The following is a 17,052-nucleotide window of genomic DNA, read 5'->3' on the forward strand; positions in this document are numbered from 1 at the left end:
CATATGAAGTCGGACAACTCTGGCGGGCCTTGTGGAGACAGCTGGCCCCTACTGACGTAACCGCCGCCGACAAGGCAAACTGACCCGTGCGACTGGGAAGCACAGGCAGGGGGAGACATGGCCCGCGACAAGGAGCAGGCGCAGCGGCAGCACATGCGCTTCACCGTGCTCGGACCGGTCCGGGCGTGGCGGAGCGAACAGCAGCTCAGCACCGGCTCACCGCAACAACGAGCGCTGCTGGCAGCGCTGTTGCTGCGGGGCGGCAGAACCGCGACGGCGCCGGAGCTGATCGACGCCCTCTGGGGGGACGACCCCCCGGACGCGGCGATCGCCGCGCTGCGCACGTACGCCTCCCGGCTGCGCAAGGCGTTCGGGCCCGACTCCGAGGTGCTGGCCAGCGAGTCGGGCGGGTACGCGATCCGGGTCGGCCTCGGCGCCCTGGACATCGACGTGGTCGAGCAGTTGGCCACCGAGGCGGAGAAGGCCCAGCACTCGGGGGACCGGCCGCGGGCGCGCGAGCTGTTCGGCAAGGCGCTGGACCTGTGGGACGGCGAGCCGCTGGCCCAGGTGCCGGGGCCCTACGCCGAGACGCAGCGGGTGCGGCTCACCGAGCGGCATCTTTCCCTGGTCGAGGCGCGCCTGGACCTCGACCTGGAGCTCGGCCACCACGCGGAGGCCGTCTCCGAGCTGACCGCGCTGACCGCCGCCCATCCGCTGCGGGAGCGGTTGCGCGAACTGCTGATGCTGGCCCTCTACCGCAGCGGACGGCAGGCCGAGGCGCTCGCCGTCTACACCGACACCCGCCGGCTGCTCGCCGAGGAGCTGGGCGTGGACCCCTGCGCCGAGCTCTCCGAGCTCCAGCAGCGCATCCTCCAGGCCGATGCCGAGCTCGCCGCGCCCAGCGCCGCCGCGGAGCAGGCCCCGGCCGGTCCGGTCTTCGTACGGCCCGCGCAGCTCCCGGCCTCGGTCTCGGACTTCACGGGCCGAGTGGCCTTCGTGAAGGAGCTGGGCGACCACCTGGCCACCGCCGAAGGGCATGTCATGGCCGTGTCAGCGGTCGCCGGGATCGGCGGAGTCGGCAAGACGACCCTCGCCGTCCATGTGGCGCACACCGCGCGCCTCCACTTCCCGGACGGCCAGCTCTATGTGGACCTCCAGGGCGCGGGCCCGGCCCCGGCCGAGCCGGAGGCGGTCCTCGGATCCTTCCTGCGGGCCCTCGGCACACCGGACTCCAGCATCCCCGACGGCGTCGAGGAGCGCGCCGCCCTCTACCGCTCCACGCTGGACGGCCGCCGGGTGCTGACGCTGCTGGACAACGCCCGGGACGCGGCCCAGGTGCGCCCGCTGCTGCCCGGTACGGAGGGCTGCGCCGCCCTGGTCACCAGCCGGATCCGGATGGTCGACCTGGAGAGCGCCCACCTGGTCGACCTGGACGTGATGAGCCCGGAGGAGGCCCTCGCCCTCTTCACCCGGATAGTGGGCGAGGAGCGTGTCGTCAGCGAGCGCGACGCGGCCATGGACGTCGTCGCCGCGTGCGGCTTCCTGCCGCTCGCCATCCGCATCGCCGCCTCCCGCCTCGCCGCCCGCCGCACCTGGACCGTGTCCGTGCTCGCCCGCAAGCTGGCCGACGAGCGGCGGCGCCTGGACGAGCTGCGGGTGGGCGATCTGGCGGTCAAGGCCACCTTCGAGCTGGGGTACGGCCAGCTCGAGCCCCAGCAGGCGAGGGCGTTCCGGCTGCTGGGCCTGGCCGAGGGGCCGGACATCTCGCTGGCGGCGGCCGCGGCCGTCCTCGACCTCGATGTCGACCGCGCCGAGGACCTCCTGGAATCCCTGGTCGACACCAGCCTGCTGGAGTCCGCCGCGCCCGGCCGCTACCGCTTCCACGACCTCGTGCGCCTCTTCGCCCGCGCCTGCGCCGAGCGCGATGAGCAGCCGCCCTCCGAGCGGGACGCGGCGATGTCGCGCCTGCTGGACTTCTACCTGGCGACGGCCGCCGAGGTCTACGGGCTGGAGCGGCCCGGCGACCGGCTGGTGGACCACCTGGAGACGACGCGCTACCCCGGTCTGGCCTTCCCGGACCGCGAGGCCGCGCTGGACTGGCTCTTCGCCGAGTCCGACCCGCTGCTCGCCTGCGCCCAGCAGTCGGCCGCCCGCCCGGACACGCTGCGCCGCGCCGCGGACCTCCTGATGGCCGCGGTCGACCTGGCCGAGTCCGGGGCCAATTCGCGTCAGTACGAGATCACCGCGGTCGCCATCAGCGACGCGGCGCGGGCCCAGGACGACGCCCACGCGGAGGGCCGCGCCCGCACCTTCCTCGCCCATGTGCGCAGCCTGGCGGGCCGTTATGACCAGGCCGACGACGAGGCCCGCCGGGCCGCGGCGCTGGGGCTGGCCGCCGACGACCCGGTCCCCGCCTGCCGCGCCCTGAACCAGCGCGGCATCATCGCGCTCGTCCAGCAGCGGCTCAACGAGGCGGAGACCCACCTCCTCCAGGCCATCACCGCCTTCCGCAAGGACCGCAACGCGCCGGGCGAGGCCAGCGCCCTGTGCAACCTGTCGCGCGTCCACCTGGAGCTGGCCCGGGTGGCGAGCGCCGTCGAACTGGCCCGGCAGGGCGTCAAGATCTACGAGGACCTGGGGCGCACCCTGCGCCTGGCCAACGGCAAGTACGCGCTCGGCCTGGTCCTGACCCGGGCGGGACGCCCGGACGAGGCGCTCGCGCACCTGACGGACGCGCTGTCCCTGTTCCACGAGAGCCGCCAGCCCCTGTGGGAGGGGATGACCCACCAGCGCATCGCGGAGGCCCACCTCACGGTGAACCGGCCGGCGCAGGCCGCCTCGCACGCCGAACAGGCGCTCGCGCTGCGCGGCATCGGCGGCGAGTGGCGGCGGGCGATCGTGCTGACCGTGCTGGGCAAGGCGCTCATCGCGATCGGCCAGACCGGCCGCGCGGAGGCCTGCTGGCGCGAGGCGCTGACCATCCACGAGCAGTTGGGCGCCGCCGAGGCGGACGAGGTGCGCGGACTCCTGGAGCCCGCGGCGGCCGCGTAACGGACTCCGTGCAACGAGCCCGCAGATGACGGACTCCGAGTAAGGGGCCCGCGCGACCGGCCGCGCGACCGCGTAACGCCCTGCGCCACCGCGTTCATCAATCGTTTATCGCCGACGGCCATTCTTGAAGCAGTCGATCCGTCCCCGCGGGGGGCAGACGGGTCGGTTGTCGGGACTCACCACTAGCGTGAGCAGCCCTGAGATGCCCGTCCGGCGACCCACGGGGGAGTCGCCGGGCGGGCGTCGCCACACAACCTGCCGCCCTATCCCATGGAGCTGATCCTCATGACCCAGGACAAGAAGCCCGAGTCCGACGCCTACCGGCCGCTCGACGAGCACGCGCCCGTGCCGCCGCAGCTCATCACGCAGGACGAGCACGCGCCCGCCCCGAGGCCGCTGGCGGCCAAGGATGAGCACGCCCCGGTGCCGCCGCAGCTGTCCACCCAGGACGAGCACGCGCCGGCGCCCAAGCCCCTGACCGCCAAGGACGAGCACGCCCCGGTGCCGCCGCAGCTCTCCACCCAGGACGAGCACGCGCCGGCGCCCAAGCCCCTGACCGCCAGGGACAAGACGGCATAAGGGGTAGGCGGCAGGCAGGCGGGAGCAACACACAGGGCCCACGGGGCACTTCGCAGGGATCGGTCCGTCGGTGGCACGGAGGGGGTGCCATCGACGCCGATCCCTGCTGTCGCGTGGATTGCCGTGCCGAGGTATTTCCTCAAGTCGAACCCATTTTCGGTGAGAATGGCTTACAAACGGGCACTTCATCATTAGATTTCTTTTTGGATAGCAATCTTGCTTCTCATGGAGAGTCATATGACCAGAACAAAGAAGATCCTCGTCGCGTTCGCCATCGCAACAGCCGCCGCCCTCAGCGCCTCGTCCCCGGCCGTCGCCGACGAGCACATGCCGGCGCCCGGCCAGTCCGTAACGGCCGAGCAGGGGGGTCTGTTGAGCGTGCAGGACGAGCACATGCCCGTCGCCCCCCAGTGAGCGGTGAGGGGCCGGGCCGGAGGCTCGGCCCCTCGTGCCCTTCCGCTCCCGGGGCCCAGGGCCCTGGGCAAGCCAGGTCCCTAGGACGGTGACCGCCCGGCCCGCAGCTTCGCCTTGAGTACCTTGCCGCTGGCGTTGCGCGGCAGCTCGGGGAGGAACTCCACCTGCCGGGGCACCTTGTAGTTGGCCATCTCGCGGCGCGACCAGGCGATCAGGTCGTCCGCCGTCAGCGTCGAGTCCGGGCGGCGGACCGCGTACGCCTTGGCCACCTCGCCCAGGCGCGGGTCGGGGATGCCGATCACGGCGACGTCGGCCACATCGGGGTGGCGGGCGATGAGTTGCTCGATCTCGGCGGGGTAGGCGTTGAAGCCGCCGACGATGAACATGTCCTTGATGCGGTCGGTGATGCGCAGATTGCCCCGCTCGTCCATCACCCCCACATCGCCGGTCCGCAGCCAGCCGTCGGGGGTGATGGTGCGGGACGTGGCGATCGGATCCTCGAAGTAGCCGGATGTGACGTGGTAGCCGCGGACCCAGACCTCGCCCGGCCGCCCCGGGGGGAGTTCACGACCGGTGGCCATGGCGATCTTGACTTCGGTGTCCGGGATCGCGCGACCCGCCGTGCCCGCGATGACCTCGGGCGGATCGCCGCGGCGGCACATCGTGACGGTGCCGGACGCCTCCGTCAGACCGTACGCCGTCAGCACGGTGGCGACCCCGAGCTCCGAGCGCAGCCGCTCCACCAGCTCCAGCGGGACCACGGCGGCGCCGGTGACGACCAGGCGCAGGGTGGACAGGTCGTGGGTGGCGCGGGAGGGGTGGTCGAGCAGGGACTGATGGAGGGTGGGCGGGCCGGGGAGGACGGTGATGCGCTCGGCGGCGATATTGGCCAGGGCCGTCTCCACGCTGAACACCGGCTGCGGCACCATCGTCGCGCCGCGGCTCAGACAGGCGATGATCCCCGCCTTGTAACCGAAGGTGTGGAAGAACGGATTCACGATGAGATAGCGGTCGCCCGCCGTCAGCCCCGTGATCTCGCTCCAGGTGTCGAAGACCCGCACCGTCTGGGAGTGCGTGGTCACCACGCCCTTGGGGTGGCCGGTGGTGCCGGAGGTGAAGGTGATGTCGGAGGGATCCGCGGGGCGCACCGCCCGCGCCCGGGAGCGCACCTCCTCCGGTGGCACGGCGTCACCCAGCGCCAGGAAGTCCGTCCAGGTGCGGAAGTCCTCCGGGCCGTTGTCGGCGAGGACCACCACCTCCCGCAGATAGGGCAGGCCCGGCAGGGGGCCGCGGCCCGGCCCCTCCCCCGCCGCCCGGCGCAGCGACGCCACATACGAGGTGCCCAGGAAGGTGCCGGTGATGAACAGATGCGTGGCCCGGGTGCGGCGCAGCACATACGCCGCCTCACCGCCCTTGAACCGGGTGTTGACCGGGACCAGCACCCCGCCCGCGGTGACCGCGCCGAGCGCCGCCACGATCCAGTCGGTGGTGTTGGGCGCCCAGATCGCGGCGCGGTCGCCCGGTTCGAGACCCGAGGCGACGCACGCGGCCGCCGCGCGCTCGATCCGGGCGCCGAGCTCGGCGTACGAGATCCGGGCGCGGCCCTCGACGACGGCCTCGTCCGGGCCGTACCGCGCGACCGCCGCCCGGATCAGGGCCGGGATGGTGTACCCCTGCTCCGCCTGTTCCATCGGACCGCTCCCCTCCCCGGATCCCGGGACGGACGACCCCAGTAGCTGACTACCCGTCAGATTAGCGGTAGCCTTCCCCGCTGTCAGCACCGGTGAACGCGACCACGGAGGCGGCCATGGGGGCGGCAAGGGCGACAGCGACCTTGAAGGACGCGACGGCGATAGCAGGTATCGGGCAGACCCCGTTCGCCAAACGCCTCCCCGAGTCCGAGAAGACCCTGGCCTGCCGGGCGATCCTGGCCGCGCTCGACGACGCCGGTATCGCCCCGTCCGAGGTGGACGCCTTCGCCTCGTACACCATGGAGGAGACCGACGAGGTCGAGATCGCCAAGGCCATCGGCGCCGGGGACGTGACCTTCTTCGGCAAGGTCGGCTACGGGGGCGGCGGTTCATGTGCGACCGTCGCGCACCTGGCCGCCGCGATCGCCACCGGGCAGGCGAGCGTCGGGGTGGCCTGGCGGTCGCGCAAGCGCGGCAGCGGGCCGCGCCCCTGGACCAACACCCGGGTGCAGCTGCCCACTCCGGCCCAGTGGACCCGGCCGTACGGACTGCTGCGCCCGGCCGATGAGATCGGGCTGCTGGCGCGGCGCTATATGCACGAGTACGGCGCGACCCGCGATCACTTCTTCAATGTGGCGCTGGCCTGCCGCAACCGGGCCAACCAGAACCCCGCCGCGATGATGTACGACCGCCCGCTGACCCGCGAGATGTATATGACCGCCCGCTGGATCAGCGAACCCCTCTGCCTCTTCGACAACTGCCTCGAGACCGATGGCGCGCTGGCCTGTGTGGTGGTGTCGGCCGAACGGGCGCGCGACTGCCGGCACCGGCCCGTGTACGTCCACTCCGCCGCCCAGGGGCTGCCCGCCCAGCACCACGGGATGGTCAACTACTGGAACGACGACCCGCTCACCGGCCCGTCCTGGACCGCCGCCCGTCGGCTGTGGAAAACCGCCGACTTCGGGCCGCAGGACGTGGATGTCGCGCAGATCTACGACGCGTTCACCCCACTGATCCCGCTCTCCCTGGAGGGCTACGGCTTCTGCGCCCGGGGCGAGGGCGCCGCCTTCACCGAGGGCGGCGCGCTGGAGATCGGCGGACGGCTGCCGCTCAACACCGGCGGGGGCGGCCTCAGCGAGGCGTACGTCCATGGCTTCAACCTCATCACCGAGGGGGTCAGACAGCTGCGCGGCACCGGCACCGCCCAGGTGCCCGGCGCCACGACCTGCCTGGTCACGGCGGGTGAAGGGGTTCCCACATCGGCCCTGCTGCTGAGGAGTTGAGCGACGGCATGACACGGACGGAGACGGCGTGACACGGACGGAGACGCCATGACGCAGACGGAGACGACGACGGAAACGACGACGGCCCCGAGTGGCGGGGGCGACCGGGCCGATGGGCTGCTGGCACCCGTGCCCGACGACGACGGGGCGCCCTTCTTCACCTACGCGGCGCGCGGCGAACTGCGCGTCCAGTGCTGCGCCGAGTGCGGCGAACCGCGTTTCCCGCCCCGGCCCTGCTGCCCGCACTGCCAGTCCTTCGAGAGCTTGTGGAAAAAGCTGAGCGGCCGTGGCCGGATCTGGTCGTATGTGCTGCCCCACCCCCCGCTGTTGCCCGCCTACGCGGCACAGGCGCCGTACAACGTCGTCCTCGTGGAGCTCGCGGACGCCCCGCGCATCCGGCTGGTGGGCAATCTGGTCTCCTCCGCCGACGCCGCGCTGAACTCGGTCCCGCCGGAGCGGATCCGCGTCGGCGCGCCCGTGAAGGCCGCCTTCCATGAGACGGACGACGGGCTCACGGTGGTGCGCTGGCTGCTGGAGCGGCCATGACGGTCCGCACCCGGGTGGCGGAGGACGGCGTCGCGGTCGTCACCCTGGACCGGCCCGAGCGGCACAACGCCATCGACCTGGAGACGGTCTCGGAGCTGACCGCCGCATGGCGGCGCTTCCGTCAGGACGACGCGGTCCGGGCGGTCGTCCTCACCGGCGCGGGCGGCCGGGCCTTCAGCACCGGCATCGACCGCTCGGTGGAGGTCGCTCAGCCGCCGTCGCCCTACGCGATGGACGATCCGCTGCGCACCGTCGGGCCCAAGGCGAACGACCTGTGGAAGCCGGTGGTCGCGGCGGTGGCCGGGATGGCCTGCGGCGGGGCGTTCTATCTGCTGGGCGAGGCCGAGTTCATCGTCGCCGACGAGACGGCGGCCTTCTTCGATCCGCACACCAGCTACGGGATGGTCAGCGCCTATGAGGCCGTCTATATGGCGCAGCGGATGCCCATGGGCGAGGTCGCGCGGATGGCGCTGATGGGGACGGCGGAGCGGCTCTCGGCCCAGCGGGCCTATGAGACGGGCCTGGTCAGCGAGGTGGCCCCGGCCGGTGAGGCCCTTACGGCGGCCATCCGCGCCGCGTCGGTCATCGCGTCGTACCCGACGGAGGCGGTGCAGGGCACCGTAAGGGCGCTATGGGCGGCGAAGGAGGCGGCGCTGGCCCAGGCGCTCGCGCGGGCCCCGCAGTTGATCGCGCTGGGCAATATGCCACCGGGGCGCCAGGCCGCGCTCTTCGCGGCCCGTACGCCCGGCTTCCGTACGCGGTGAGGCCGGCCGCCCCGGATCGATCCGCTCGGGCCTTCAGGTGGAGCTGGGGTACTTGAGCGCCGAGGTGACCTTGCAGGTGAAGGACGTCTGCTCGGTGAGGGTGCGGTAGGAGGTGGCGCTGAGGGTCTGGCTGCCGCCGGACGCCACGGTGACGGACTTGTAGTCGGAGCCCAGCAGGCTGCCGCCGTTCTGGTCCTCCCACTCGATGGTGATCGAGTAGTGCATGGACTGCGTCTCGGGGTTCCTGAGATTGAGGGTGTACTGGAACGAGTGGGTCGACTCGTCGTAGTCGCAGCCGCTGGCCGAGATGTCGTTCGTGCCGTCCGAGTTGTAGGTGGGCGGCGCGGAGTAGGTGTAGGAGGGCGTGGGGGCGTCGTAGGACGGCAGGTCGGAGGGCGCACCACTGGGCAGATTGGTGGGCAGGCCGCTGGGGAGGTCGGTGGGGCCGGACGCCGGGTTGTCGTTGCCCCCGCTCCCGCCCGAGACGAAGCCCCCGAGGCCGCCTTCGTGACTTCCGCCCTTCTTCTTTCCGCAGCCGGTCAGGGCGATGAGCCCGACCAGGGCGACGGCGCATATGCGCATGGAGCGGCGTTGCATGGTAGTACCCCCGTTGAAAAGGCTCATTCAAGCCAAATGCAGCCTGTTGACAAGTGCACGCCACCCTAGCAACGGGTTTTCCTACCCCAAAGTCACCTGTGAGCGCGCCTGTCCCGGCTCTCAGAGGACGGAGACGACCTCGCACCGCACCACGGTTCCCGCGACCGAGGGATCGTCGAGCGGCACCCTTACGGTCCGCGACTTCCCCGCGGGGACCCGCACATCGGCGCGGCCGGAGGTGAGGGTCAAGCCGTCCCGGTTCTGGAAGCTCATGTCCACGAGGTAGGTGTCGGCCGTGCCCGTGCGGTTGCGCACCTTCACGGTCGCCGCCGGACGGCCGCTCTTGCCCTCGCCCTTTTCGGCACAGGTGACGACCGTCGTCTCGGGCTCGTAGGACGACGCCGAGGAGCCCGAGGAGCCGCTGGACGCGCTGTCGCCGTAGTCGTCATCGTCGTAGTCGCGGTAGCGCGAGCCGCCGGACCCCGAACCGGTGGTGGAACTCTCGTCGTCGGAATCCGAGTAACCACCAGAGCCGGAACCGGAATCGGAGCCGGAACCCGAGCCCGAGCCCGAGCCCGACGAGTGGTGCGAGGACGAACTGGAGCAGCCGCCTCCGCCACCCCCGTGGCCATGGCCACGCCCCTTGAACCCGGTCAGCGCCACCAGCACCACGGTGAGCACGGCCGCCAGCCGTAGACCACGCCGCATCACAGACCCCGTTCCCCCGAAGACCGCGCAGAGTTACCCATCGACCTCCCGGCTCCCAGGAGGTCGATGAACGCCCGCCACCGTAGCAGTAGTTGTCAGGGACACCGCCTGCGACCTGCCGCTCCCGGCGCGTCACCGCGCGGCCGCGTCACCGCGCGGCCGCCTCGTCGCGCCGCCACCTACGCCGCGCGGCCGCCTCGTCGCGCCGCCCGGGGTCGGTCAGGTCCGGCCGCCCGACGGGCGGGACTGGCCCGTGCCCTTGACCGCGTCCAGCGCGTAGACGCAGCGGTCCTTGCTGCACGCGTACACCACGCCCCCGGCTGCCACCGGGGATCCGGTGATCTCGCCGCCGGTCGCCAGCTTCCAGCGCAGCTGTCCGCCCGCCGCGTCCACCGTGTAGAGGCAGTGGTCGGCCGAGCCGAAGTGGACCCGGCCGTCGGCGACCACCGGCGAGCCGATGACCTCGCCGCCCGCCGCGAACCGCCACTTGGGTGTGCCGGTCACCGCGTCGAGCGTGTAGAGCGCGCCGCCGCTGCCCAGATGGACCGAGCCGTCGGCCACCAGCACCGGCTCGACGGACTGCCGGGCCTCGGTGGCGATGCGCCAGCGGTCCCGGCCGTTCGCCGCGTCCAGCGCGTACACCGTGCCCAGATAGTCGGCGATGTAGATACCGCCGCCGGTCACCGCGGGCCCCGGCGCGTACGCGGGGGCGCACAGGAAGACGGCGGGCGCCTCGAAACGCCACCGCACATCCCCGCGGGCGACGTCGAGCGCGAGCACCCGCGTGCCCGCCGAGACGTAGACCACCCCGTCGGGCGCCGCCAGCAGACGCAGCGGCACCCCGCCGCACGACGCCGCGTCGCCCACCGGATACGACCAGCGCTCCGCGCCGGTGCGCGCCTCCAGGGCGCGCAGCCGCGCGTCCGCCCACACATACACCGTGCCGTCGTGGACGGCCGGGCCGGACTCGGGCGTCTCGAAGTCGGTCTGGAGGCCCTGCATCTCCCACAGCAGCTCGCCGTTGGCCGCCTCCCACGCCTGGACGCCGCCGCCGCGGGTGCCGGTGACGACCGTGCCGCGGTCGACCTTGAGCGAGTAGACCCAGCCGTCGGTCGACAGCCGCCAGCGCTCGGCGCCGTCCTCCGCGTCCAGCGCGTACAGCGTGGGGCCGTCGGAGGCGTGGATCCGGCCGTTCTCCACGGCCATCGCCCATGCCACGTCGCGGGTCTTGAACTGGCGCCGGCCGGTGCCCACGTCCAGCGCGTGCACCTCGAACGAGGTCACGTACAGCAGATCCCCGGCGACCGCCGGGGTGCCCCAAACGTCATTGGACATGCGGAACCGCCACGGGCGCCAGCGGCCGTGCCCGGCTCCGCCGGGCGGCTCGGGCGGCTCGGCCGACGGGGAGTGGGTCGGCGGCGGGACGGCGGCCGTGCCGTCGCCCCCGTTCAGCCCGCCGCTCGTCACCCCGACCGGCGGGCGCACCCAGCCGGTGGCGGGCCCGGTGCCGTGCTGAGGTTGCGGGTCCCGCGCGTCGGCGGCCCGGAGCCCCGGGCCGATCGGCACCTGCGAACCGGGCAGCCGCACCGACCCGTCGGCCCCGGCGGGCGCCGGAGCGGGCGCCGGAGCGGCGGACGAGGCGGCGGCGGACGGGGCGGCGTGCCGCCCGGGCCCGATGGAGCCCAGCGCGCTGGGCGGGCTCGCGGCCTCCGGCGCACGCAGGCCGCCGCGCGGATCGCCCACGCCCACGGGCTCCCAGCCGCTCGGCGCGGCGGGCCCGCCCGCGGCGGCGCCGTGCCGCCCGCCATGGCCGTCCGCGGCGGCTCCCGCGGCGGGGGCGTACGAGGGCGGCGGTGTGGGCGGGCGCTCGGGCGGCAGCGGCGCGGAGGGGCGGCTGCCCGCGCTCGCGGCGCTCCCCGCGCTCCCCGCGCTTCCGGCGTGGCCGCCGGGGCGGCCGCCTCCGGCCGCGGGCCGGGAGGAGCCGCGCACCTGGTTGCGGCCGCTGCGCTTGCGCTCGATGAGCGCGACGGCGCCGGGCGGCAGCCAGGCCGAGGCCGTACCGCTGTCGTCGGCGTTGGAGGCGAACAGATGCGGGGCCAGCTGGGACTGCAGATCGGCCGGGGACGGCCGCCGCTCGGGCTCCATCTGCATGCACGACTCGATCAGCGGCCGCAGCTCGTCGGGCAGCCCGGTCAGATCGGGCCCCTCGCGCAGCAGCATGAACACGGTCTCCACCGGGTTGGCGCCGTGGAAGGGCGCGTGCCCGGTGGCCGCGAAGGTCAGGGTCGAGCCGAGCGAGAAGATGTCGCTCGCGCCCGTCACACTGCGCGAATCGCGCGCCTGTTCGGGGGACATATAGGCCGGGGTGCCGACCGCGACGTTGGTCATCGTCAGCCGGGTGTTCGAGACACCGGAGGCGATACCGAAGTCGATCACGCGCGGGCCGTCCTCGACGACCAGCACATTGGACGGCTTCAGATCCCGGTGGACCAGGCCCGCGCCATGGATGGACTGCAGCGCCTCGGCGACCCCGGCCGCCAGCCAGCGCACCGCCTGGGCCGGCATCGGCCCGCACTCGTTGACGATTTCCTCGAGGGAGGGCGCCGGCACATAGGCCGTGGCCAGCCACGGCACCGCGGCGCGCGGATCGGCGTCCACGACCGCGGCCGTGTAGAACCCGCTGACCGCGCGGGCCGCCTCCACCTCACGGGTGAATCGGACACGGAACAGCTGGTCCTCGGCGAGTTCGGTCCGGACCGTCTTGATCGCGACCCGTCGGCCCGATGCCGAGCGGGCCAGATAGACCAGCCCCATGCCGCCCGCGCCGAGACGTCCGAGCACCTCGAAAGGGCCGATCCGCCTCGGATCGTGCTGCGTCAGCTGCTCCACCACTTGCCTGCCACCTCCCCGTGGGGGCTTGAAAAAATACAGCCCCGTGCAGCGTCTCACCGACAAACCAACCGGCGGCACGCATCCTGCATTCTCTCTGGCGAAGGCGGCGGTTGCGAACCCGGGGGCGAATCGTCGTGTCATCGGGCGATACGGAGCCGGGGTCCATCCGGTTCGACCGGGGACCATCCAAGTGCCCGCAGGCCCGTATCGCCCAGTTATTCGCCCCGGGTTCAGCCCGCCGTCGAGGTGTCGATGACGGCGAAGGCCGCGCCCTGATTGTCCGCAAGGACCGCGAAACGCCCGTACGGCGTATCTTCGGCGGTCTTGAGAACTCGCCCGCCCAGCCTGTGGGCCGTGCGCAGCGACTGATCGCAATCCGCCACCACAAAGTACGTCAGGAAGTGGGCGGGCAGAACGGCCGGGTACTCCTCACCCATCACGACGCGTCCGCCGATCGCGTGACGGGGGTCCGGGGGCTCTCCGCGCGGCGTCCACAGGACGACGTCGGCCGGCGCGCCCTCGGCGGGGCGCGGCGCGGAGGACGCGCCCGGAGGCGGCGCGGAGGGCGCCGCGGACGGCGTGGAGGGCGCCGCGGACGGCGGGGCGGGCCCTACTGGCGGCGGGGCGGGAGGCGGCGCGGAGGGCGGAGCGGGAGGCGGCGCGGAGGGCGTCATCCCGTAGCCGAAGACCGCCCGGTAGAAGGCGTCCACGGCGCGCGGCTGACGCGTGTGGACCTCGGCCCAGCCATACGACCCGGGTGTGCCGCGCCGCGCGAAGCCGGCGTGGCTCCCCGCCTGCCAGACCCCGAAGACGGCGCCGCCCGGGTCGGCGGCCGTCGCCATGACGCAGAACTCGTCGATCCACACCGGCGGGGTGATCACCCGGCCACCGGCCTCGCGGATCCGTACGGCGGTCGCGGCGGCGTCCTGGGCGGCGAAGTAGATGTTCCAGACGGTGGGCATCCGGCCGTCCGGCTTGGGCACCAGCCCCGCGACGTCCTTACCGCCGAGGAGGGCCCGGGTGAACGTGCCGTAGTCGGTGGCGATCTCCTGGAAGGTCCAGCCGAAGAACTCACCGTAGAAGCGCCGGCCCGCCGCGAGGTCGGACAGCAGCACATCCGCCCAGCAGGGCACGCCTTCCGCGAATGCCGCCATGGCCCGGATCCTCCCGCGTCCCTCGGTCCTCGGACTTGCTCGCCCCGGGGCGGGCACGCCTTGGAGCCCGCTCACCCCGGATCTTGCTCACAGCCCGTTTGGAGATGCTTGGCGCGTATTTGGAGCCGCTTGGTTCGTTCACCTCACTTGCCACGCTAACGGGGGATCGCCCGGTCTGCTCACCCCGGAACTCGCAATATTTGGCCAATCCTTTTGCCTCGGAGGCCGCTCCGGCCGCGTAATCCACCGTTGTTATCCACAGGCTGTTGATAACACGATTCACACGTGTGGGTGAGCGGTGATTGAGGGCTTGACGACTGTGGACAGGGAGCGGTCAGGGGTCGGAATCAGCCATTCCAACCTGCTCAGCGAGGTTCGCAAACCCCCTCATCCCGCCCTAACCCCATTTGCACGCAGCCGAATCGCGCTCCGATCACCCCTCGGTAAGCTGACGGCATGACAGGACAAGTACGCACAGTCGACGGGCGGGTGGCCGGTCGTCGCGGGCAGGCGACGCGGCAGAAGCTGCTCGACTGCCTCGGCGAGATGCTCAGCACCTCCCCGTATCGAGACGTCAAGGTCATCGATGTCGCACGTAAGGCAGGGACCTCGCCTGCGACGTTCTACCAGTACTTCCCCGATGTGGAGGGCGCGGTCCTCGAGCTCGCCGAGGAGATGGCGAAGGACGGCGCGGGCCTGACCGATCTGGTCGCCGACCGCTCATGGGCCGGCAAGTCGGGGACGACCGCGGCGGAGGACCTGGTCGAGGGGTTCCTCTCCTTCTGGCGCAAACACGACGCCATTCTGAGGGTGGTCGATCTGGGCGCCGCCGAGGGTGACAAGCGGTTCTACAAAATCCGCATGAAGATCCTCAATTCCGTCACCAACTCCTTGACGGACGCCGTCAAGGAGCAGCAGGCCAAGGGCCGGATCGACGCGGACCTCAACCCCGGGGCCATCGCGGGCTCGCTGGTCGCCATGCTGGCGGCGGTCGCGGCGCACCAGAAGGGCTTCCAGAGCTGGGGCGTCAAGCAGGCCGACCTCCGGCCGAGCCTGACCTGGCTCGTCCACCTCGGCATCACCGGCCGTAAGCCGCCGAAGTAACGAATCCGCACCCCTTCCCCCGGCCTCCCTGCCCCCGGCCCCTCCCGGCCGGCCGCCCGGCCGGGCCCGCACGTCCTGTCACGCCGCGGCGGATCACTCCCCAGTGATCCGCCGCGGCCTTTTGCGGTCACCGGTTGGTCTGGGCATGGGCTCGCCCATGGGGGGGGGAGGGAACGGGGACCCCGCCGAGGCGCCGAGCACCCCCGGCCGGGGGTGCCGAGCACCCCCGATAGGAGGGGCGCTGGGCCCCCGAACCGGAGGGACCGGCTCAGCCCTCCTCCTCGGCGCGGTGGAGGCGGAAGAGGCGGATCTCGCGGTCCACCCGGGACTGGTAGGTCGCGTACGGCGGCCAGAAGGCGAGAACCGCGGCCCAGGCCGCCTCGCGCTCGGCGCCCTCCAGCAGACGTGCCCGGACGGCGAGGTCGCGGCCCCGCCAGCTGATCTCCGCTTCCGGGTGCTTCAGGAGATTCGTGGTCCAGACGGGATGGCCCGGACGGCCGAAGTTGCTGCCGATCAGGACCCAGGTGCCGCCGTCCTCCGGCATGCAGGCCAGCGGCGTACGGCGGGCAAGCCCCGACCTCGCACCTCGCGCCGTAAGGATCACGCCCGGCAGCATCCGCGCGCTCGGCAGCACCTTGCCACGGGTCAGCCGGTGGACCGTGCGGTCGAACGCGGGGATGACATGCGGCGCGACCTTGGCGAAGGCGCGGGTCGAGGACACCTTACGGACCAGCTTCACGCCGTAACCGGCCATCAGACCGTCACCGCCTTACGGAGCCCATCGCGCCCGTCCGGCCCGTCTCGCCCGTCCGGCCCGTCTCGTCCGTCCGGCCCATCGTGTGTGCCGTCCCCGTTGGGACCGCCGCTTCCGCCGCTCCCGCCACGCTGTTCATGGCCACCGTAAGGAGCGCGATCGGCCGCGCCGAAGAGTCCCTCCCGTTCCGCGGCCCGCGCCCGCAGCCGGTGGACGGGGCCGAAGAGCAGCTCGTCAGAGGCGGCCCGCTTGAAGTAGAGATGCGCGTCATGCTCCCAGGTGAAGCCGATACCGCCGTGCAGCTGAACCGCCTCGGCCGCCGCCGTGCGCTGCGCCTCCAGCGCCTGCGCGAGCGCCAGCCCGCCCGCGACCGCGGCCTCCGTACCACCCGCACCGCCCTCGGCCGCGGCCCACGCCGCGTAGTACGCCGCCGAACGGGCCGCCTGCACCGCGACGTACACATCCGCCAGCCGGTGCTTGACCGCCTGGAAGGAGCCGATGGGACGGCCGAACTGCTCACGCGCCCGCACATACTCGACGGTCCGCGCGAGGGCCGCGTCCGCCGCCCCCACGGCTTCGGCGGCGAGCACGGCCGCGGCCGCCGTACCCGCGGCCGCCAGCGCCTCGGCCACCGCCTCCCCGCCCCCGCTCCCGCCGTCGTCCACCCCCAGCAGCTCGGCCGAGACGTTCCGCAGCTCGATCCGGGCCTGCGGCCGGGTCGCGTCGAGTGCGGTCAGCCGGGTGCGGACCAGCCCGTCCGCCCCCGCCCGGACGAGGAACAGCAGCGTCCGCCCGCGCGTATAGCCCCCGGCGCGGGCGGCGACCAGCAGCAGTTCGGAGCTGTGCCCGCCCGGCACCTGCTCCACCTGCCCGTACAGCCGCCACCCCGCGCCGCCGTCCCGGTCCGGGCGCGCCTGGACACCCCCCGCGCGCCCCCCACCGGCCCACGCGCCGTCCCGCACTCCTACGAGCCCCAGCGCTTCGGGCAGCGCACGCCCCGGCACCGCGAGTGCCGCCGTAAGGGCGCCGTCCGCGATGCGCGGCAGCAGTTCGGCGCGCTGCGCCTCCGTCCCGAGCGCGGCGACCAGGGGCGCGGCGAACACGGCGGTGGCCAGGAGCGGCGAGGGGAGCAGCACCCGCCCGGTCTCCTCACAGGCCAGCGCCAGCTCGATGACGCCGCAGCCGACGCCCCCGTACGCCGCCGGAAGGGCGAGGCCCGGCAGCCCGAGCGTCCGGGCGAGCCGCCGCCACAGGGCCTCGTCATAGCCGGGCGCGGTCTGGACCGCCGCCTTGACCTCGTCCGGCCCGCACCGCTCCCGCAGCAGAGCACGCAGCGTACGGCGGATCTCGTCCTGTTCCTCGGTGAACGCGGCGTCCATCGGCGAGCACCTCCGTTTTCTGACGGGCCGTCATACTAGGGATGCGCTCCCGACTTTCCCACCCCTGGCACCCCATCCACGACTAAGCTGCTGCCTCGCCCCACCACGTTCCTCCCCGTTCGCTCCGCCGGAGCGC

14 protein-coding genes are annotated in these 17,052 nt (G+C 72.8%); 7 read left to right on the plus strand and 7 right to left on the minus strand.

All coding sequences use genetic code 11. From position 1 onward, the window contains the following. Positions 1 to 117 precede the first annotated feature (117 nt). From NP777_RS34815 to NP777_RS34825, 3 genes are all read left to right on the plus strand, one after another. Positions 118 to 3,051 carry an AfsR/SARP family transcriptional regulator gene (locus tag NP777_RS34815; protein ID WP_256654178.1) on the plus strand — a complete coding sequence of 978 codons (2,934 nt, stop codon included), beginning with the start codon at positions 118 to 120 and terminating at the stop codon, positions 3,049 to 3,051. Between the two features lie 285 nt (positions 3,052 to 3,336). Beyond that, the gene (locus tag NP777_RS34820) at positions 3,337 to 3,630 is read left to right on the plus strand and encodes a hypothetical protein (protein WP_256654179.1); all 294 of its coding nucleotides are present in this window, start codon (positions 3,337 to 3,339) and stop codon (positions 3,628 to 3,630) included. A gap of 237 nt (positions 3,631 to 3,867) precedes the next feature. Next, positions 3,868 to 4,044 carry a hypothetical protein gene (locus tag NP777_RS34825; RefSeq protein WP_256654180.1) on the plus strand — a complete coding sequence of 59 codons (177 nt, stop codon included), beginning with the start codon at positions 3,868 to 3,870 and terminating at the stop codon, positions 4,042 to 4,044. An 80-nt stretch (positions 4,045 to 4,124) separates the two neighbouring features. Here the strand turns inward: NP777_RS34825 and NP777_RS34830 are convergent, their stop codons facing one another. After that, positions 4,125 to 5,735 (minus strand): FadD3 family acyl-CoA ligase, encoded by a 1,611-nt coding sequence (locus tag NP777_RS34830; protein WP_256654181.1) that lies wholly within the window; start codon positions 5,733 to 5,735, stop codon positions 4,125 to 4,127. Between the two features lie 116 nt (positions 5,736 to 5,851). On the opposite strand from NP777_RS34830, the gene NP777_RS34835 reads away from it, so the two are divergent. From NP777_RS34835 to NP777_RS34845, 3 genes are read left to right on the plus strand one after another with little or no spacing between them, the layout of a single operon-like run. Continuing rightward, a complete protein-coding gene (locus tag NP777_RS34835) occupies positions 5,852 to 7,018 on the plus strand; it encodes a lipid-transfer protein (protein WP_256654182.1) in 1,167 nt (388 codons plus the stop codon). Between the two features lie 48 nt (positions 7,019 to 7,066). Next, entirely contained in the window at positions 7,067 to 7,564 is a 498-nt protein-coding gene (locus NP777_RS34840; RefSeq protein ID WP_256654183.1) for a Zn-ribbon domain-containing OB-fold protein, read from the plus strand. Next, the gene (locus tag NP777_RS34845) at positions 7,561 to 8,328 is read left to right on the plus strand and encodes an enoyl-CoA hydratase/isomerase family protein (protein WP_256654184.1); all 768 of its coding nucleotides are present in this window, start codon (positions 7,561 to 7,563) and stop codon (positions 8,326 to 8,328) included. The genes NP777_RS34840 and NP777_RS34845 overlap by 4 nt, the downstream gene beginning before the upstream one ends. Before the next feature lie 33 nt (positions 8,329 to 8,361). On the opposite strand, the gene NP777_RS34850 is transcribed toward NP777_RS34845, so the two are convergent. The 4 genes from NP777_RS34850 to NP777_RS34865 all read right to left on the minus strand — a co-directional run bounded on the left by NP777_RS34850 (position 8,362) and on the right by NP777_RS34865 (position 13,679). Further along, a complete protein-coding gene (locus tag NP777_RS34850; RefSeq protein ID WP_256654185.1) occupies positions 8,362 to 8,925 on the minus strand; it encodes a PT domain-containing protein in 564 nt (187 codons plus the stop codon). A 120-nt stretch (positions 8,926 to 9,045) separates the two neighbouring features. Continuing rightward, positions 9,046 to 9,633 (minus strand): hypothetical protein, encoded by a 588-nt coding sequence (locus NP777_RS34855; protein WP_256654186.1) that lies wholly within the window; start codon positions 9,631 to 9,633, stop codon positions 9,046 to 9,048. 219 nt (positions 9,634 to 9,852) lie between these two features. Then, the gene (locus tag NP777_RS34860) at positions 9,853 to 12,525 is read right to left on the minus strand and encodes a serine/threonine-protein kinase (RefSeq protein WP_256654187.1); all 2,673 of its coding nucleotides are present in this window, start codon (positions 12,523 to 12,525) and stop codon (positions 9,853 to 9,855) included. 230 nt (positions 12,526 to 12,755) lie between these two features. After that, positions 12,756 to 13,679: a VOC family protein gene (locus NP777_RS34865; RefSeq protein WP_256654188.1), complete on the minus strand. Its 924-nt coding sequence runs from the start codon at positions 13,677 to 13,679 to the stop codon at positions 12,756 to 12,758. Positions 13,680 to 14,135: 456 nt separating this feature from the next. On the opposite strand from NP777_RS34865, the gene NP777_RS34870 reads away from it, so the two are divergent. Further along, positions 14,136 to 14,783 (plus strand): TetR family transcriptional regulator, encoded by a 648-nt coding sequence (locus NP777_RS34870; protein ID WP_256654189.1) that lies wholly within the window; start codon positions 14,136 to 14,138, stop codon positions 14,781 to 14,783. Positions 14,784 to 15,051: 268 nt separating this feature from the next. Here NP777_RS34870 and NP777_RS34875 read toward each other — a convergent pair whose 3' ends face one another. Together NP777_RS34875 and NP777_RS34880 are read right to left on the minus strand one after the other, a co-directional pair. Continuing rightward, on the minus strand, positions 15,052 to 15,537 hold the full coding sequence (locus NP777_RS34875; RefSeq protein ID WP_256654190.1) for a nitroreductase family deazaflavin-dependent oxidoreductase: 486 nt from the start codon (positions 15,535 to 15,537) through the stop codon (positions 15,052 to 15,054). Continuing rightward, entirely contained in the window at positions 15,537 to 16,916 is a 1,380-nt protein-coding gene (locus tag NP777_RS34880) for an acyl-CoA dehydrogenase family protein (RefSeq protein WP_256654191.1), read from the minus strand. Before NP777_RS34880 ends, NP777_RS34875 begins: the two co-directional genes overlap by 1 nt. Positions 16,917 to 17,052 lie beyond the last annotated feature (136 nt).

Origin of the sequence: Streptomyces rugosispiralis (assembly GCF_024505145.1) — a bacterium.
Classification (GTDB): Bacteria; Actinomycetota; Actinomycetes; order Streptomycetales; family Streptomycetaceae; genus Streptomyces; species Streptomyces rugosispiralis.